General features: G+C 28.0%; 20 protein-coding genes. 14 read left to right on the top strand and 6 right to left on the bottom strand.

Annotation, left to right across the window (positions count from 1 at the left end; all coding sequences use genetic code 11):
* Positions 1 to 14: 14 nt before the first annotated feature.
* From CLAU_RS03000 to CLAU_RS02990, 3 genes are read left to right on the top strand one after another with little or no spacing between them, the layout of a single operon-like run.
* Positions 15 to 788 (top strand): ABC transporter permease, encoded by a 774-nt coding sequence (locus CLAU_RS03000; RefSeq protein WP_023161912.1) that lies wholly within the window; start codon positions 15 to 17, stop codon positions 786 to 788.
* 12 nt (positions 789 to 800) lie between these two features.
* Complete coding sequence (locus CLAU_RS02995; RefSeq protein ID WP_023161911.1) at positions 801 to 2,135, top strand: erythromycin esterase family protein; 1,335 nt, start codon at positions 801 to 803, stop codon at positions 2,133 to 2,135.
* A 21-nt stretch (positions 2,136 to 2,156) separates the two neighbouring features.
* Positions 2,157 to 3,620, top strand: coding sequence for a sensor histidine kinase (locus CLAU_RS02990; RefSeq protein WP_023161910.1), 1,464 nt, complete (start codon positions 2,157 to 2,159; stop codon positions 3,618 to 3,620).
* Positions 3,621 to 3,841: 221 nt separating this feature from the next.
* Here CLAU_RS02990 and CLAU_RS02985 read toward each other — a convergent pair whose 3' ends face one another.
* Positions 3,842 to 4,756, bottom strand: a complete 915-nt coding sequence (locus tag CLAU_RS02985) for a LysR family transcriptional regulator (RefSeq protein WP_023161909.1) — start codon at positions 4,754 to 4,756, stop codon at positions 3,842 to 3,844.
* 443 nt (positions 4,757 to 5,199) lie between these two features.
* Positions 5,200 to 5,568, bottom strand: coding sequence for a carboxymuconolactone decarboxylase family protein (locus CLAU_RS02980; RefSeq protein ID WP_013239213.1), 369 nt, complete (start codon positions 5,566 to 5,568; stop codon positions 5,200 to 5,202).
* A 78-nt stretch (positions 5,569 to 5,646) separates the two neighbouring features.
* Between CLAU_RS02980 and CLAU_RS02975 the strand changes: the two genes are divergently transcribed.
* The 8 genes from CLAU_RS02975 (at position 5,647) to CLAU_RS21305 (ending at position 10,957) form a co-directional block, all read left to right on the top strand.
* Positions 5,647 to 6,021: a MerR family transcriptional regulator gene (locus tag CLAU_RS02975; RefSeq protein ID WP_029170000.1), complete on the top strand. Its 375-nt coding sequence runs from the start codon at positions 5,647 to 5,649 to the stop codon at positions 6,019 to 6,021.
* Positions 6,022 to 6,197: 176 nt separating this feature from the next.
* Entirely contained in the window at positions 6,198 to 6,575 is a 378-nt protein-coding gene (locus CLAU_RS02970; protein ID WP_013239211.1) for a hypothetical protein, read from the top strand.
* Positions 6,576 to 6,704: 129 nt separating this feature from the next.
* On the top strand, positions 6,705 to 7,346 hold the full coding sequence (locus CLAU_RS02965) for a TetR/AcrR family transcriptional regulator (RefSeq protein WP_023161907.1): 642 nt from the start codon (positions 6,705 to 6,707) through the stop codon (positions 7,344 to 7,346).
* 2 nt (positions 7,347 to 7,348) lie between these two features.
* Positions 7,349 to 8,545, top strand: a complete 1,197-nt coding sequence (locus tag CLAU_RS02960) for an alpha/beta hydrolase family protein (protein ID WP_023161906.1) — start codon at positions 7,349 to 7,351, stop codon at positions 8,543 to 8,545.
* Between the two features lie 102 nt (positions 8,546 to 8,647).
* A complete protein-coding gene (locus tag CLAU_RS02955) occupies positions 8,648 to 8,935 on the top strand; it encodes a putative quinol monooxygenase (protein ID WP_023161905.1) in 288 nt (95 codons plus the stop codon).
* Between the two features lie 209 nt (positions 8,936 to 9,144).
* Positions 9,145 to 10,344, top strand: a complete 1,200-nt coding sequence (locus CLAU_RS02950; protein WP_023161904.1) for a D-glucuronyl C5-epimerase family protein — start codon at positions 9,145 to 9,147, stop codon at positions 10,342 to 10,344.
* 70 nt (positions 10,345 to 10,414) lie between these two features.
* Positions 10,415 to 10,765 carry an SdpI family protein gene (locus CLAU_RS02945; protein WP_023161903.1) on the top strand — a complete coding sequence of 117 codons (351 nt, stop codon included), beginning with the start codon at positions 10,415 to 10,417 and terminating at the stop codon, positions 10,763 to 10,765.
* Between the two features lie 57 nt (positions 10,766 to 10,822).
* A complete protein-coding gene (locus CLAU_RS21305; RefSeq protein ID WP_023161902.1) occupies positions 10,823 to 10,957 on the top strand; it encodes a hypothetical protein in 135 nt (44 codons plus the stop codon).
* A gap of 270 nt (positions 10,958 to 11,227) precedes the next feature.
* Here the strand turns inward: CLAU_RS21305 and CLAU_RS02940 are convergent, their stop codons facing one another.
* Both CLAU_RS02940 and CLAU_RS20815 read right to left on the bottom strand, forming a co-directional pair.
* Positions 11,228 to 11,905, bottom strand: coding sequence for a phosphatase PAP2 family protein (locus tag CLAU_RS02940; protein WP_013239203.1), 678 nt, complete (start codon positions 11,903 to 11,905; stop codon positions 11,228 to 11,230).
* 55 nt (positions 11,906 to 11,960) lie between these two features.
* The gene (locus tag CLAU_RS20815; RefSeq protein ID WP_023161901.1) at positions 11,961 to 12,119 is read right to left on the bottom strand and encodes a glycine zipper domain-containing protein; all 159 of its coding nucleotides are present in this window, start codon (positions 12,117 to 12,119) and stop codon (positions 11,961 to 11,963) included.
* Between the two features lie 697 nt (positions 12,120 to 12,816).
* Between CLAU_RS20815 and CLAU_RS02935 the strand changes: the two genes are divergently transcribed.
* Entirely contained in the window at positions 12,817 to 13,011 is a 195-nt protein-coding gene (locus CLAU_RS02935; protein WP_013239202.1) for a hypothetical protein, read from the top strand.
* 290 nt (positions 13,012 to 13,301) lie between these two features.
* Here CLAU_RS02935 and CLAU_RS02930 read toward each other — a convergent pair whose 3' ends face one another.
* A complete protein-coding gene (locus CLAU_RS02930; protein WP_013239201.1) occupies positions 13,302 to 13,550 on the bottom strand; it encodes a hypothetical protein in 249 nt (82 codons plus the stop codon).
* Between the two features lie 151 nt (positions 13,551 to 13,701).
* Positions 13,702 to 14,382 (bottom strand): YczE/YyaS/YitT family protein, encoded by a 681-nt coding sequence (locus CLAU_RS02925; protein ID WP_013239200.1) that lies wholly within the window; start codon positions 14,380 to 14,382, stop codon positions 13,702 to 13,704.
* 191 nt (positions 14,383 to 14,573) lie between these two features.
* Here CLAU_RS02925 and CLAU_RS02920 point away from each other — a divergent pair, with 191 nt between their 5' ends.
* Complete coding sequence (locus CLAU_RS02920; RefSeq protein ID WP_013239199.1) at positions 14,574 to 15,005, top strand: MarR family winged helix-turn-helix transcriptional regulator; 432 nt, start codon at positions 14,574 to 14,576, stop codon at positions 15,003 to 15,005.
* Between the two features lie 176 nt (positions 15,006 to 15,181).
* Positions 15,182 to 16,012 carry a prephenate dehydratase gene (locus CLAU_RS02915; RefSeq protein ID WP_013239198.1) on the top strand — a complete coding sequence of 277 codons (831 nt, stop codon included), beginning with the start codon at positions 15,182 to 15,184 and terminating at the stop codon, positions 16,010 to 16,012.
* Positions 16,013 to 16,113 lie beyond the last annotated feature (101 nt).

Raw genomic sequence — 16,113 nt, 5'->3', positions numbered from 1 at the left:
GAGGTAACACGAATATGAAAAGATTAATAGCTTCAGAATTTCAAAGAATTTTTGAGAATAGAAGAAACCAATTACTATTAGCATTTTATTTAGGCATGATAATACTAATGTGTATATTTAGGTATATAAGTCCGCAGGGGTCCTATGACGGTGTAGATTATAATGTAGCTTTGAACAGACTTAATTTTTCACCTTTTGCATTTTATGAAATAAGAGTAGAACTAGTATATTTAATTTTGCCTATTTTATTTATATCTTCAATCAACTATGAGCAATCCATAGGTGCTTTTAGAATGTATGTAACAAGACCGTATAAAAAATATGAATTTATAGTAAGCAAATGGGCAGCCTTAGCTATAACTACCTTTATGCTAATGTTCATAGCGTTTATAATAAGTACAATTTTCGGATATCTGTTTATGCCTAATGCATCAAGTGTAGAGTTTTATAAAATACATCATAAATTTTCAATGTCTGGAGCACTTTTATACACGGCAAAATTTTTCATCATACAATTTGTAATAGCTTTATGTGTCTTATCAATATCAAGCATTATTGGATTAGTAATAAGTAATTCTATAATTTCAATTTTAGCTGTTATAGCTGCACTTGTAGGTTTGAGCTTATATATAAAGCCCTTTGAGTTTTTAGATAAAACTACAAAATATGGTTTTCATGTTTTATCAAATACAGCGCCTATGAGTTTTTACATTACTTTAATAATCACCTTGCTTGGAGGATTACTTGTAAGTATATTTTTATGGCAAAAGAAAGATTATCTTTATTAGGAGCTGATTTTATTGAAAAAAATTATAATTATAGTGATTTCTGCGTTTATATTTATCCTAATAGGTATTGGATTCAATAACCGATATAGTAAATATAGATCAAATAAAGCTGTACAGGCTTTTAAAGATAAAGCGGTGAATTTAAAAACAGTAAAGTATAATAGTGGTTTTGAAGATTTAATGCCTTTAAAACCGATATTAAAGGATAAAAGAATTGTTGCTATGGGAGAAGCTACTCATGGAACTAAAGAATTTTTTCAGATGAAACATAGAATGTTTCAGTTCCTTGTGGAAGAAATGGGTTATAATGTTTTTGCTATGGAAGCTTCACAGCCTGACTGTATGGCAGTAAATGACTACATTTTAAATGGTAATGGCGACCCGAGTAAGCTTATAAAAAAATTAGGATTTTGGACCTGGGATACTAAGGAAGTTTTAGATATGGTAGAATGGATGAAGGAATACAATAAAACACATGAAAAGAAAATTAAGTTCTATGGTTTTGACATGCAGTCCAGCCATACAGCAGCTCAAAATGTTATAGATTATTTAAACAAAGTTGATCCATCCTATGAAGCAAGAGTACATGAAGTGCTTTCAAAGTTTAATGACAGAACATTAGATTATGGAGTAAAAAAGCAGCTCCCAATTGATGGCATTAAGGAGATAAAAAATATTTTTGAAAAAAACAAAGATGAATATATAAAAAAGTCTTCAAAAGAACAATACGAACTTTATATTCAAAATTTAAATGTCATATGTGAGTTTTATGATATGTTCGGCACAGGAGGTAGTGATTTTCAAAAAGAAACTAAAAGAGATAAATATATGGCGGAAAATGTAAAGTGGATTTTAGATCATGAAGGAGAAGACAGCAAGATAATGCTGTGGGCACATAATTTACATGTGTCAAAAGGAATAGACAAGTTTGGTGGCTCAAATTCAGATTATCCAGAAGGAAATGTAAAGAGAATGGGCTCAAATTTATATGATATGTATGGCAGTAAAATGTATGTTATTGGATTTGAGTTTAATAAAGGTGATTTAATAGCCAACTATACAAATAAGGAAAATGGACAAATAGTTAATGGAAAATGTACCTTAAAAGCAGCAAAAGAAAATTCAGCAGCATATATCTTTTCTAAGGTAAATCCTATTTTTTTCATTGATTTCAACACTTGTAAGAAAAATAAATATGCAAAAAACATTTTGTCAAAACCTCAATATTGTCATGATATAGGTGCCGTTTTTCCTGGAGAAAATAAAAGCTTTGAATCTGAAATTTTAGACCTTCGATATGATGGATTGATATTTGTAGATACTACAAGTAGTGCAGAGCCTAACTAATTATATAGGAGCAGATTACATATGGGGAAATTAAATATAATAAAAAATATAACTTTTAAGAGACAATTTATGCTTTCAATTATTTCAGTAATTATATTAAGCATTTTTTTTACCTTGGCAGGTTTGGTATTGCATATTCAGCTTATTAATAAAGGAGTAATATTAAGAGCAGGTTATTATAGTGATTTAGTACCTGGAATAAAACAATATATAAATAAGAATAAGGATAAAATATTAAATAAAGATTTTAAAAATGAACTTGAAAAAGTAATACCTACAGTTGGTATTGAATATGAGGTAGTAGATTCAGCTGGTAGACTTTCTTATGGTTATTTTAAAAAGCCTATTGCATCAGAAGTGCCTATAAGCAAAGATCAAACAACTAAAATTAATGGACGGATAAATCCAGAAATTATAATGTCTATCCCTATTATAGATAACAAAGACTTAAAAGGAATGGTTATATTAAAATATTATATAAGATGTAGTGCTAAAAATCCTAACTTTAACTTTATTGCTAGGTATTCAGATACTTTTGTAATACTTTCCCCATTTGTGTATATCATATTATTTAGCATATTTTTTGGCCGTAGATTTAACAAGAAATTAAATGTACCTTTAAAACAGTTAATGGAGGCTGCAGAAAGAATAAGAGTTAGGGACTTGGAGTTTAAGATAAGTTATGAAAATGACAATGAACTTGGGAAACTCTGCAAGTCATTTGAGGATATGAGAGTAGATTTAAAGAAATCATTAGAAAACCAGTGGAAAATGGAAGAAGAGAGAAGAGAAATAGTAAGTGATGTTGCACATGATTTAAAAACACCCATTACAATTATAAAAGGACATGTAGAGGGACTTTTAGAAAGTAAGAAATTGGACAAGGACAAGTTATATAGGTATTTAAATTTAATAAACAGAAATATAGATAGAATGTCCAATCAAGTCCAGAGAATAAATTTACTAACTAAGATTGAAAATGAAACTTTTAAACTAAGTGATAGCGAATGTGATTTAGTATCTTATATAAATGAAAAAAGCATGGATTATGATGTACTAGCACAGGGTAAAAAAATAAAATTTGTATGCAATATTCAAGATTTGAGAAGTTCTAATGATCTAATAAAAATAGATACTTATGTATTATCAGAAATACTTGATAATTTAGTTTCCAATAGTTTAAGGTTTACTAAAGAAGATGGAAGAATAACTTTAAATTTAAAGCTAAATTTAGATAAAGTGATTTTTTCTGTTTGTGATACGGGATGTGGATTTTCAAGAAAAGATTTAGAAAATGTATTTAAAAAGTTTTATGAAGGGGATGAATCCAGGTCAAAGGAAAAAGGACATTCAGGTTTAGGACTTTATATTGTCAAAACTTTGGTAGATAAATTAGGTGGTACTGTTAAAGTTAAAAATAATGATGAAGGTGGAGCTGAAGTCAAAGTTTATATACCTATAAAAAATCCGAATAAAAGCGCATAATAAAAAAATTATTTATCTAGCAGTGATTTAACTTTCACATCATGGACTTAATATTAAATTATCTAATACATACTGGAAGGAAAGTGAGAGAACTGGTAGAACTATAAATAGAATTTTAAGTACAGTCTATAACTTCTACAAATATTGTGGAATGGTGCAAGAAGTTAATAATCCAAACATTCATATGAATTCAAAAGAAATAATAAAGTTTTACCAAGCTCTTACATCGAAAAAAAAGAGATAACCGAATTTATGAATGCATCAACACTTCTAGATAAATATCGATTTTTTTTTCGTATTAAAACCAGTTCTCTACTAGAAAGCTCATCTGCTAATTTATAGAAACAAATATCTTCATTAAAATTCATATATTTTACTAAAGAATCTCGTATGAATGCAATTCCCATACCTTTTCGGGCAATATGATAAGACGTCATTAATTGATCTAAATATATTACTGCTTTTGGTGTAAATCCAGCTTTTCGACACATTTTCATACTGCGTGTATACATATCATTACCTTTTCTCAGCATCACAAAGGGCTGATTTGCAAATTTACTTAACTGTACAGGTGGAAAATCAGACGACAGATGTCTCTTCTCAACTATATTCTGAAAGGATAAGCGATAAGCGCTTAGTTCATCGTTGATTCTATAATTTTTTGGTACAGCTAAAATAATATTTTCTTTGGCAATTACGCGATTTTCGAAGAGTTTTGTATCTAGGTGAAAACATTCTATTGCTAAATCAATTGTTTCTTTCATTAATTCTTCATGCATATCAGGCGATTTGACCTCAAATAAATCCACATTTATACCAGGATGCTGTTTTTTAAACTCAAATATTATGTCAGAAAGTACACAGGAACAGAAAAAATTTGTACCACCAATGGAAACTTTTCCTACTTTTAAATTTGTTATATCTTGGAAGTACTGTTCAAGATTATTTTGAATAGCTTTCACCTGAAGGATAGCATGTATATACATTTCCCCTGGCTCAGTTAAATGAATTGGTGTCATACTTCTATCAAACAAAGATACACCTAGCTCTACTTCTATTTTTTTGATATATGCACTTAATGCTGGCTGGCTGATATAAAGATTTTTTGCAGCTTTTGAAAAGCTACCTTTAATCAAAATATTATCAATGATTTAATATATGGTATTAAAAATGGCATTAAAGAGTATAATTTAGACCATATAAAATCTGTTATTTCAGACTTTAAGTCACAAAATATTGATACTATAATTTTAGGTTGTACTGAATTACCAGTAGCATTCCAAATGTTGAATATAGAAGGTAATTATATTGATCCTACGAAAATAATTGCGCAAAGTGCAATTAGGTTTGTTGGGAAAGAAATCATTAATTTTAAAATTGATAATGTAAGCTATTAGTGCAGACCATATAATAAAGTTGTTAACGTATTATACACATAAAATAGTATAAAAAGAAACCTGCTAATATAATTATGGTTATTGCTGAAATAGGTAGTTATTTTTATCATGATAAGAGAAACTAATTTAGAAATTAATGAGAGCTTAAAATCCTTATTTGTAAGGACTTAAGCTCTTATTTATTAGTTATTTAAGAAAATATCTTTTGCAACTGAAACGGCATTTAGGACTCTTGGAAAACCAACATAAGGGATGCACTGTAGAAAAACTTCTATAATTTCTTTTTTTGTTATTCCAACATTTAAGGCACCATTAATATGAACTTTTAGTTGTTTGTCACATCCACCTAATGTAGTTAGTGCAGATAAGGTAACAAGTTCTCTCTGTTTTAAGTCAAATGTTGGTCTGGTATAAATATCTCCAAAAGCAAATTCAATAATGTATTTTCCTAAGTCTGGAGCAATATCTTTAAGAGATTCTACTACTTCTGTTCCCCCTGTTCCATCAACTTCCTTAAGCTTATTTACTCCTTTTTCATATCTATTTTCCATAATTGAAATACCTCCTAATTTCATGATAGTATTATCATATATGATGGAGTTAACTCCATGTCAATAGGGGGAATCAAATTGAATTATTATATTGGAGAGTTTTCTAAAAAGATTGGTTTAAGTATTGACACATTGAGGTATTACGAGAAACTTGGTTTAATTTATCCTGAGAGAAACAAGATTAACAGAAGAATATATAGTGAAAAAGATGTAGAGTGGTTAAAGTTCATAATTCGTCTAAAAGAGACAAATATGCCAATTAAAGATATACAATATTATTCTAAATTGAGATATGAAGGAGACAAAACACTGGAAGAGCGATTAAAATTATTAGAAGAGCAAATGGACAGGTTAACTTTTGAAAGAAGTAAAATAGAAGATAATATACTGCATCTTGAGAAAAAAATCAATACATATAAGAAAATGATAGCTAAAACCAGGGTTCTAAAGTAGCAGATATTGTACGGTCCCATTATTAACACTTATACCTTCCGTTTAAAGCAGATGAAAAGAAATTATTATGTAAATAAGATATATAGAATTTCTCAAAGGCATTGTTCTTCAAGGTTAGAAAATAATATGTTATAATATACAATATATAATAAAAATTCCATTAAGGAGGTATAAAGATGAGTTTATCTGTAAATAGTATTTCTGGTGGTAATTCTTATGCTTATCCTGCAGTAACAGATAGTAAAGAGAGCAGCAATGATACAAAGAAATCAAAAAAAAGTAAACAAGTTATATCAGAAAAAGTAGGAAAATATTATTGTACATATGTAGTAGATGAAAGTAATAATAAGCATTTAATAAGTAAAATTCCTATTGATAAAATGGAAAAGCAAAAATTGTCGAAAAATTTAACAGGGGATGATGCAACACAATATTGCTTATCCGCTCTATCAGGTAAAATTCATATGTCTATCGACCATAAGGTAAAAAAACAAGGTGCTAATGAAACAGACTTATTACAATTAATGAATGTTTTAAAGGGAGGCACATTTTAAATTAAAGTTATATTTAACTGCTCTATATTTAACGTAGGGTAGTTAAATATAACTTTTTTGTTGAATGACATCATTCATTATGGTATTATATATTTAATGAATGATGTCATTCAACATGAGGAGGAAAAAATGAGCAGAACAGCTAAAGAACCAGAACAGAGGAAAAAAGATATATTAAAAGCAGCACAAGTGTTGTTTAGAGAAAAAGGTTATGAAAAGACAGTAATAAGTGACATTGTAAAATTAGCAGGTATAGCTCAAGGTACATTTTATATTTACTATAAGTCCAAAGAGGATGTTTTTCTTGCAGTACTTGAAAATTTATCAGAAGAAAGAGTTGGAAAAATTATTGACATTAAAAAACGAGAAGATCTAAATGCAATTCAAAAGTTCAATTTAATTGCAAAAATTGAATTTGACTTAAATAGAAGGCAAGATGATTTGTTTTTAGAGCTTCATACTGAAAAAAATGCTGGGGTTCACCAAAAATTTATTATAAATTCTATAAATAAACTAATACCTGTTTATGCTTCAATTATAGAACAGGGAGTAATTGAGGGAGCATTTAATACTAAGTATCCAAAAGAAGCTGCAGAGTATATGCTAGTAGCTACTGGATTTATGTTTGATCCTGGAATTTTCCATACAAATCTTGAAGATTTAAAAATAAAGGCTAAAGCTGCTGAAGATATAGCTGAAAGAATATTAGGAGTACATAAAGGAATTTTAAATATACCCAATATTCACCAATTAGTGAAGGGAGAAAATTAATTATGAAGGTAATTTTTAAAGATGAGCAATTTTCATTTCAGGTACTGAGGCTTCTTGGAGGAGCTGCTTCTGGAACTTCTGATATAGGAGAAGTAATTTCAACTGCAAACAAGATATTAGAAGGAGATTTTGAAAGCTGGTGCGCAGAATGGACTAAGCTTGCAAAGAGAATTCATGCATTTGCAGACAAATGTTATTTGGAAGGCCATTTGGTTAGTGCAAAAGGGGCATATCTCAGAGCTTCTAACTATTATAGGACAGCTGAATTTTATTTGCATGAGAATCCAAATGATTCAAGAATAAATGAACTTTATGATGCAGGTATTAAATGTTTTTCCAAAGTTATGAAATTAAATAAACCTATTATAGAAGCTGTTAAAATACCATACGAAAATACAACACTTCCAGGACATTTTTATCATGAAGGAGATGAAAAAAGACCTGTTTTAGTTCTTGTGAATGGATTTGATGGAACTAAAGAAGAATTTTATGGAATGGCAATGTCAGCCTTAGCAAGGGGTATGAACTTTTTTACCTTTGAAGGTCCTGGACAGGGAGAAGCTGTGAGAAAGCAGCATTTATTCTTTAGATATGATTATGAAAAAGTTGTAACACCTGTAATAGATTATCTAATTTCAAGAAAAGAGATAGATTCAAATCGTATTGTGCTTATGGGAGAAAGTTTTGGAGGATATCTTGCTCCAAGAGCGGCAGTATATGAAAAACGTATAGCAGCCTGCATTGCTAATGGAGGGGTATATGATTTCATGGGGTTCAGGAGACCTTCTAATTTTTCAAGGGAAGGTTTTTTCGAATATGTGCGTAATAATCCAGAAGAAGTTAATAACAGTATGTATGAAGAGATGAAAAAAAGTTCAGCGATTAAGTGGTCAATTTCAAATGCAATGTATGTATTTGATGCAAAGACGCCTGCTGAGTGCTTCCTAAAAACAGAAAATTATTACCTTAAAGGAATAGCAGAAAAAATTGATTGCCCTACACTTGTTATTGATACTGAAAATGAAGGATACTTTAAAGGACAAGCTAAACTTCTCTATGATGATCTCAAGTGTAAAAAGGATTTTATGCTTTTTACTAAAGAAGAAGGTGCTGAAGAACACTGCCAGGTTGGAGCTAAGTTAATTGCAGGTGAACGTATTTTTAACTGGATTGAGACAATAATTAATAAAAAACATTAGAATATGGAGTATATATTTTAAGAAAAGAGTGTACCATGAATGTTCTTATTTTGATATTTATATGATATAATGTTCATAATTTAAGGAAAGGTGTGACATAGTATGCTTAAAGTTGTAGCAAAAGCTTGTGTTAAAGTAGGTGAAACAGAAAAATTCAAGAAACTTTCTTCTGAATTGATTACAGAAAGTTTAAAAGAAGAAGCTAATATATCTTATAATTTATATGAAGATATTAGTAATAAACAAATTCTAACTTTTATAGAAGAATGGAAGGATGAAGATGGTTTGACTAGACACATGAAGTCACCTCATTTTGTAAGAATAATGGCACAGCTTGCAAAAATTCAAGAAAATGATATGGATATAAACGTATATACTAATTGTTTCTAATCCAAATTATTTATTGACACAAAGAATAGAATTACAACATAGAACTTATTAGCATGGAGTTTCTATATAAAAACCTCATTTGTATAAATTTTTAACTATATGAATTTATACAAAGTGAGGTTTATTTCATATGCAAATTTTTAATAAAAACTATACATTTGAAAAATAATACTAATAGTAAGAATTTTGATTAAAAAAGGAGAAAACTGATGAAATTTGTAAAAGGAATATTGCTAATTTTTAGTATTATAATTATTTCTAGCAGCAATATAGGGTATGCCTCAGTACGTTTGAATAATAAAAATAGAAAAGTTACGTTTAATGAAATACTTTCTACAAGTAAGAAATATCAAGCTTTGGGGAAATTTCAATCTGCCATTAAAGGATATAATTCAATACTAAAGAGTGAGGCACCAAGGCATATTAAAAATGAAGTACTTGTCTATAAGAAACTAGCTGAGGTAAAAAAACCAATTTCCACAAAATATAGATATTGTCCAAATTTTATTCAACTAGTGTCTAAATCAAAAGAGGAGTATAAGTTAAAGGGATATTCAGTTGAATTAAGTCATTATTATAGTCCTTATAAGTGCTATTTTGATTGTGAAAAGAATAATGATGAAAACTGTGCTGATTTTAAGTTTGATTCAAATAATATACCTATGCGTAAATATAGTGGTAAGTTTTATTATAATCCTGTATCAGTAGAATTATATGCATTGTCTATGTATGGCAAATATATAAATGGAAATGATACAAAAAAGAGTTTTTTAAACTGTGCTGATTTTTTAGTTAATTACATGGATAAAAAAGGTGCTCTAAAATATAATTTTGCATACAATCATTATGAGGACTTGAAACCGGGATGGACATCGAGTATGGCACAAGGTCAGGCTTTAAGTGTATTTGAAAGGGCGTTTAAAATAACAGGAGATAAAAAATATATAGAAGCTGGAAATAAGGCTTTAAAGTATCTCATTACACCTGTTTCAGAAGGAGGTGTAATGGATACACTGGAGGCATTGGACCCGAATTTAGGAAACAAGGTATTTTTTCAGGAATATGTAAATACTACTAGTTCCTATACATTAAATGGATATATTTTCACTTTAATGGGATTATATGATTGGTGGCACGTTAAAGAAACTCAAAACAAGTACTATTCTAATATTGCTTATGAGTATTTCAATAAGGGGATTGACAGCCTTAAATGTATTTTGCCTTACTACGATATTGGAGGTTTTACGAGTTATGATTTGTACTATATAACAAACAATTCCAAACCCAATAGTGCAGGATACTATCATTCTGTACATGTAAAGCAGCTTGACACAATATATTATATTACCAAAGACAAGTATTTTAAGGATATGAGAGATTTATGGAATAGTTATGTTACACTGATATAAAAAATAAACTTTATTTTTTTATATTTGATGGTATAATTTCTTATATTAATGTGGATAGGGGGAGTTTATTATGTCAATTCAAAATTATTTAATAGGAATGATTGTACTTATTATAGGAATTATATTTAAATTATGGCCTCCAGAACATATAAATGGGATCATGGGATACAGAACACCTTTTTCTATGAAAAATAATGATACCTGGGATGAAGGAAATAGATTTTCAAGTATTATAATGATATATGCTGGTGTTGCATCTTTAATAATAGGGGTAATATGTAGTTTTGTATATAAAAATAATATTTATATTGCTTCAGCAGTTTCATCTAAGATATCTGTAATTTTACTTTTAGCTTCGATTCCTCTTACAGAAATTCATTTAAGAAAATTGTTTGATAAAAATGGAATGAAAAGAATATAAAAGTTACGTTGAATATAATGGCTTATTGTTATAGATAATAAGCTAGAGGTGATATTAATGGTTAATAAGCGTAAAGTTAAAGATAAGCAATATGAAAAGATGGGAATAAGAAAAAATTCACAAGGAGACTTTGAATATATAAATCCTGAAGATAAAACTAAATCCAAATATAATTCTGTTAAAAAAAGTTAAATTATAGGATAGGAGCTTGCTGTACTAATAAGCTTTATCGTATCAAAGAAATGGAGCTGTAGTCTAATATAGTTCCATTTTTTATGGATCATATATGCCAAATATTTAGAAAATAATAATTAGTTTTCTTATTTTTATTTTTTGCAATATATAGCAGGAAAATTTAAATTATTGTAGAATTTATAAATTAAAGTATTATAGAAGGATAAATAATGGAACTATGATCTAAGATAGCTCTATTATTTATCTCTGAAAATTATAGATATCGAATTAGTATTTTTTGTTTTCAATTTTTAAGTTTCCTATTTTTAGTGAAGACATAAATAATTTTGGTATTTGATAAATACATATGTAAATTATTGCAGCAAGAATAACTCCTCCAACAATATCTATAATTGAATGCTGTTTTATAAACACTGTAGAAGCACATATCAATAGAGTAGCTATAAGTGATAAATTTTTAATTAAAGTTTTATCTTTTAATTTATAACAGTTAATTAATCCTATATGAACTCCAATGGAATTACAAACATGAATGCTTGGAAATACATTGTTTGTGCCATCATGGTCATAAATAAAATTAACTAGCCGAGAAAAAATATCTTTACCTGATACACTTGGTCTGGGAAATTGAGAATTTGGATATAGTATAAATATTATAAAGGAAATAGTCATGCTTAATGAAAGAAATAGCTCCATTTTATAGAAATCTATTTTTGATACAAAACCAAGATATACAAAACCAATAGACATATAAGCAAACCAGAAATAATATGCTAAAACGAATTCTTTCACAAAAGGTATTTTAGAATCAAGATAAGAATACATAATATGTTGAGAAACTATAGTTTTTTTTAGATATGCAAACCATAAGGTTAAAAATATAAATATAGTTAACGATAAAAAGTGGTTATATTTTTTATAAGTACTTTTTGCTAATAACATCATTTTCTTCCTCCCTGTTAATAATACCAAAGTTTATTAACACTATAAAGTTGTAATACTAAGCTGTCTTATTGTCACTTAAAGCTATACCCAAAGCAGAGCCAAGTGCTATCCCCAAAGCAAGATTATGGAATGATGTCCCAAGCAGAATTCCTAAACTTATTCCAAGAGCCAAATAAGAATAACTTTTTTTACTTGCCTTTTTATTTTTTTCCATAAACAAACTCCTTTCTTATGTAAATCAGTATGTCTTTTTTATCAATTAAAAGTTTAGTTGCCAAGTTATTGGATTCTATCTCAACCTGTGTAAGTTAGCAATTTCTTATTTTCATTATAATCCTAGAAGTACTCATAATAAAGAGTTTGCTTAAAATTTTTCTAACTGATTTCTAATTTTTAAAATTATAATAAGAGATCTATATAAAGATTTTAGTATAGATGAAGTTAAGAGAAGCCATAATCTAGTAGAAAGGCATGTTGGTAAAAAGTGCAAATATAGTGAACTAATTATTAGAAATTATTCAAATATATAAGTAGGATTTAAAATAGATATATCTTAAAACCTGCACTTTAATAGGTAAACACAGGTTTTGATAATATTTGTCAAGATATGGATTTATTAATAAAATGATAGTATTAAATAGGAATTTATTCAATAGGTAATAGCATATAATTATATATAGAACTTAGATCAATCCCCAGTTGGGCATATCTTTTTCAGTATAATTTAATTGTTTTTAAAATTTTAATAAATTCACAAATTGTTATTCTTTGATTTACCATAATTATGGTTTAATGTGATATAATGTATTCAATAGCAGTAAATTATGTTATGTAAATTACCTTCTCCCGTAATTGCTATATGAGTGGATTGCAGGTATAATGGGTTGACACAATGGGAGGAGGTAATATGAATGAGCTTTTTCTTTTTGTGCATTATAGTGCTTTCCATAACTGAAATATCAAGTCTATGTATTTTATCAGTATTTTGTTATAAACAAGATAAAATTAAAATGTTTTTTGAAAGCAAGACAAGTGTTTCAAAAGATAAAGTTTTAAATGATGTTAGGGTCGATGTAGATAAACCTAAAAAAGAAAATAGCAAGTAACTTCGGCTAAAAGCTACTTGCTCATATAAGTTTTTTCATGCATGACATAGTTTTGTGAATGTATACAGCTTCCTGCAATCCACTCACCCTACATATTTACTATTATATTACAAACTAGGTGAAAAATACACTATATAATTAAAATTTGTGTTATATTTTTACTATTTAAATTTACCACATGAACATCCCCTAATTATTTTAGTGATTTTGAAATATTAAATGTATTGATGACATTAAAAAGGGAGCTCCGGAAATCCGGAGCTTTTTCAATTTTTACATTAATGTATGGATTATAATTGTTCTACATATTTTTTGGCATCCCTTAAATTAAGATGCAAATCATGTTTAGCTTCCTTAATTGCTCTAATTTTTTTGCCCTGAGATAAAAGCAGCCTTAATTTATCATCAATATCAGAATCGTCATCTGATATTATAATCATATTTTCTGATTTAGATTTTTTCCTTACCTTATGAATAACATGAACTAAAGCTCCAGCTGAAAGTAATCCAATTGCAAATAATTTTGTTTTATTTTTCATTATGAACCTCCCCTAAATATGTAATATTTTTTATAGTATATCATATATAAGTTAGGAATTTGTAGATAAAAATAAATTTCTAACTTATATTGTTAAAAAAATGATTTTGAAGGAGAGTTAAATTTATGATAAACTAAAAGCAGTTAGAATGTTATATACTCTCACTGCTTTCATAGCTCTCAGTTTCATATTTAGTCTTTTTATATTTAAAACGTTTAAAAATAAAACTATATATTTTTGTAATGTTTCCTACAAGTACGGCACAAATTATTGTCCCTTCTCGTACTGCTTTTATTTTTCCAAAAGTAAAAAGTGAAATCACTATTGCAATTATGCATAGGGTGGAGTCAAACATAATTTTTATGTTTCCAAATTTTTTCCCTGTTTTATTAGCAATAACTTTTACAACACCTTCTCCAGGATTTATAATTACATTGGCAATAACCTGTAAATACACTCCTAAAGCAAGAGCAAAACAGCCCAAAAGTAAAACGATTATTTTTTCTATATAAATATTTGGATTTACAAAACGAAATATGCTCATTCCTAAATCAACGAACAAACCAAAGAATGGGCCTACAAACACTTGAAGAAATTGTTCCTTTGGAAAATCTTTTCTTAAAATAATTATCTCTGTAAGTAAAAATAAAATACTCAACAAGAAGGTGAATTGTCCAAGGGTAAGATGAAATATCATGGAAAGTACATATGGGACACTGTTGATGGGTGAAGTTCCCATATTTGATTTTGTGGTTAGACTTATTCCTAAACCCATAAAAAATAAGCCAGTTATAAATATAAAATATCTTATAATTATTTTAAGTTTTGACATTAACAATGCCTCCTAATGAGAAGTTTTATTTATAATAATAGTTTCATATGCAACTATTATTATAATGCTTTACTAATAGAGTGTCAATATTTAGGCTAATCCATTTCTATTATTAGGAAATTTATTGACATAATAGTTTGTTTATTTTAAAATTAAAGTTGCATATGAAACCTTAATTAGGAGGACTATTTATGAAGGATTTATCAAAATATGTTTCTGTGACACATCGTCGTACACAAATGTTTTATACAGAGAATCTTGAAAAGTTAGAAATTACTAGTGGACAATTTATGTATATAGTCTGTATTTGTGAAAATGCTGGACAGACACAGGATGAATTATCTCAAAGATTAATTATAGATAAGAGCACTGTAGCAAAGGTTTTATCACAACTTGAAACAAAAGGATTTATTACTAAAACAATAAATTCAAATGATAGACGTGCATTCAATATTTTTCCTACAGATAAAGCTATGGATATTTACCCCCAAATATTAGAAATAAAGGATGAGTGGCATCATAGATTGACTGAAAATTTGAGTGATATAGAATGCGATGTTTTTCAAAAGTTAATGGAAAAGGTTATGGAGAATAGTATTAAAAATTGCAAAAAATACGTGTAATGATATACTATGATAATAGAATTTATAGTACCTTGCATATTAGATATATTTGTGGGGTGGTTTTATGAGAAAATGCATTGTAGTTAGAATACAGGAAAATATTAAAAATATTCAATTAGGAAACATTGACAAATTAAGATAAAATTAAAGAAATAGTACTTTGGAGGATTAAATAAATGAATAGGATTGCTACACTTGGTCCGGCAGGTACTTTTAGTGAACTTGCGGCAAAAAAATACATTGAAACATTTGACAAAAGTGCAGAAATAACTTTTTATTCTACTATAACAAAAGTTTTTAATGGGATTGGTAAGGAATGTGAATTGGGAATTATACCTATTGAAAATACCCTTGATGGATATGTACAACTTACACTTGATTTACTTTCACAAACAGATTTCAATATAATATATGAGACTGTTGTTCCAATTCAGTTTTCATTTGTTAGTAATACTTTAGATATATCTGATATTGAGAAAATATACGTTCAATTTAAAACTCAAGGACAGTGCTATAATTTTTTAGAACAGGTTACTAAGGCTAAAGTTATAACTACAGAAAGTAATGGAGAATCATTTCAAAAAGTAGAAAGAGGTATTTTAGGACAAGCAGCTATAATTCCAAGGCATATGCTAAGAACTAGTAATAAATTTCTTTTTAATATTGAAAATGTAACTGATTCAGAAGAGAACGAGACAAGGTTTATTGTACTTTCAAAAGATACTATAAAATATGATATTAATAGACGGTATAAAACTTCAATAATTGTTATGGATGCTGCAGACAATAAACCTGGGGCACTATCAAAAATTTTAAATGAATTTTCTGAGAAAAATATTAATTTAACTTCGATAATGTCACGTCCAACTAAAAAAGCACTTGGGAAATATTATTTCTTTATTGACATTGATGGACATTATCCTGAAGAAAAAAGTGTTAAAGAAGTAATTGACAAAATTAGTAAAAATAATATAGTTAAAATTCTTGGTACTTATTCACTATTTTAAAGTAACAGTTTAAGATAAATAATAGACGAAATTACATAGTACTATCTTGTGATTTCGTTTTTTTCCTCCAGGTTCCAGTCCATTTAATAAGTATTCTATCG

It is taken from the genome of Clostridium autoethanogenum DSM 10061 (assembly GCF_001484725.1).
Taxonomy (GTDB): Bacteria; Bacillota; Clostridia; order Clostridiales; family Clostridiaceae; genus Clostridium_B; species Clostridium_B ljungdahlii.
Note: the sequence above shows the minus strand (reverse complement) of the source record. Positions and strands in the feature narration are given on the sequence as shown.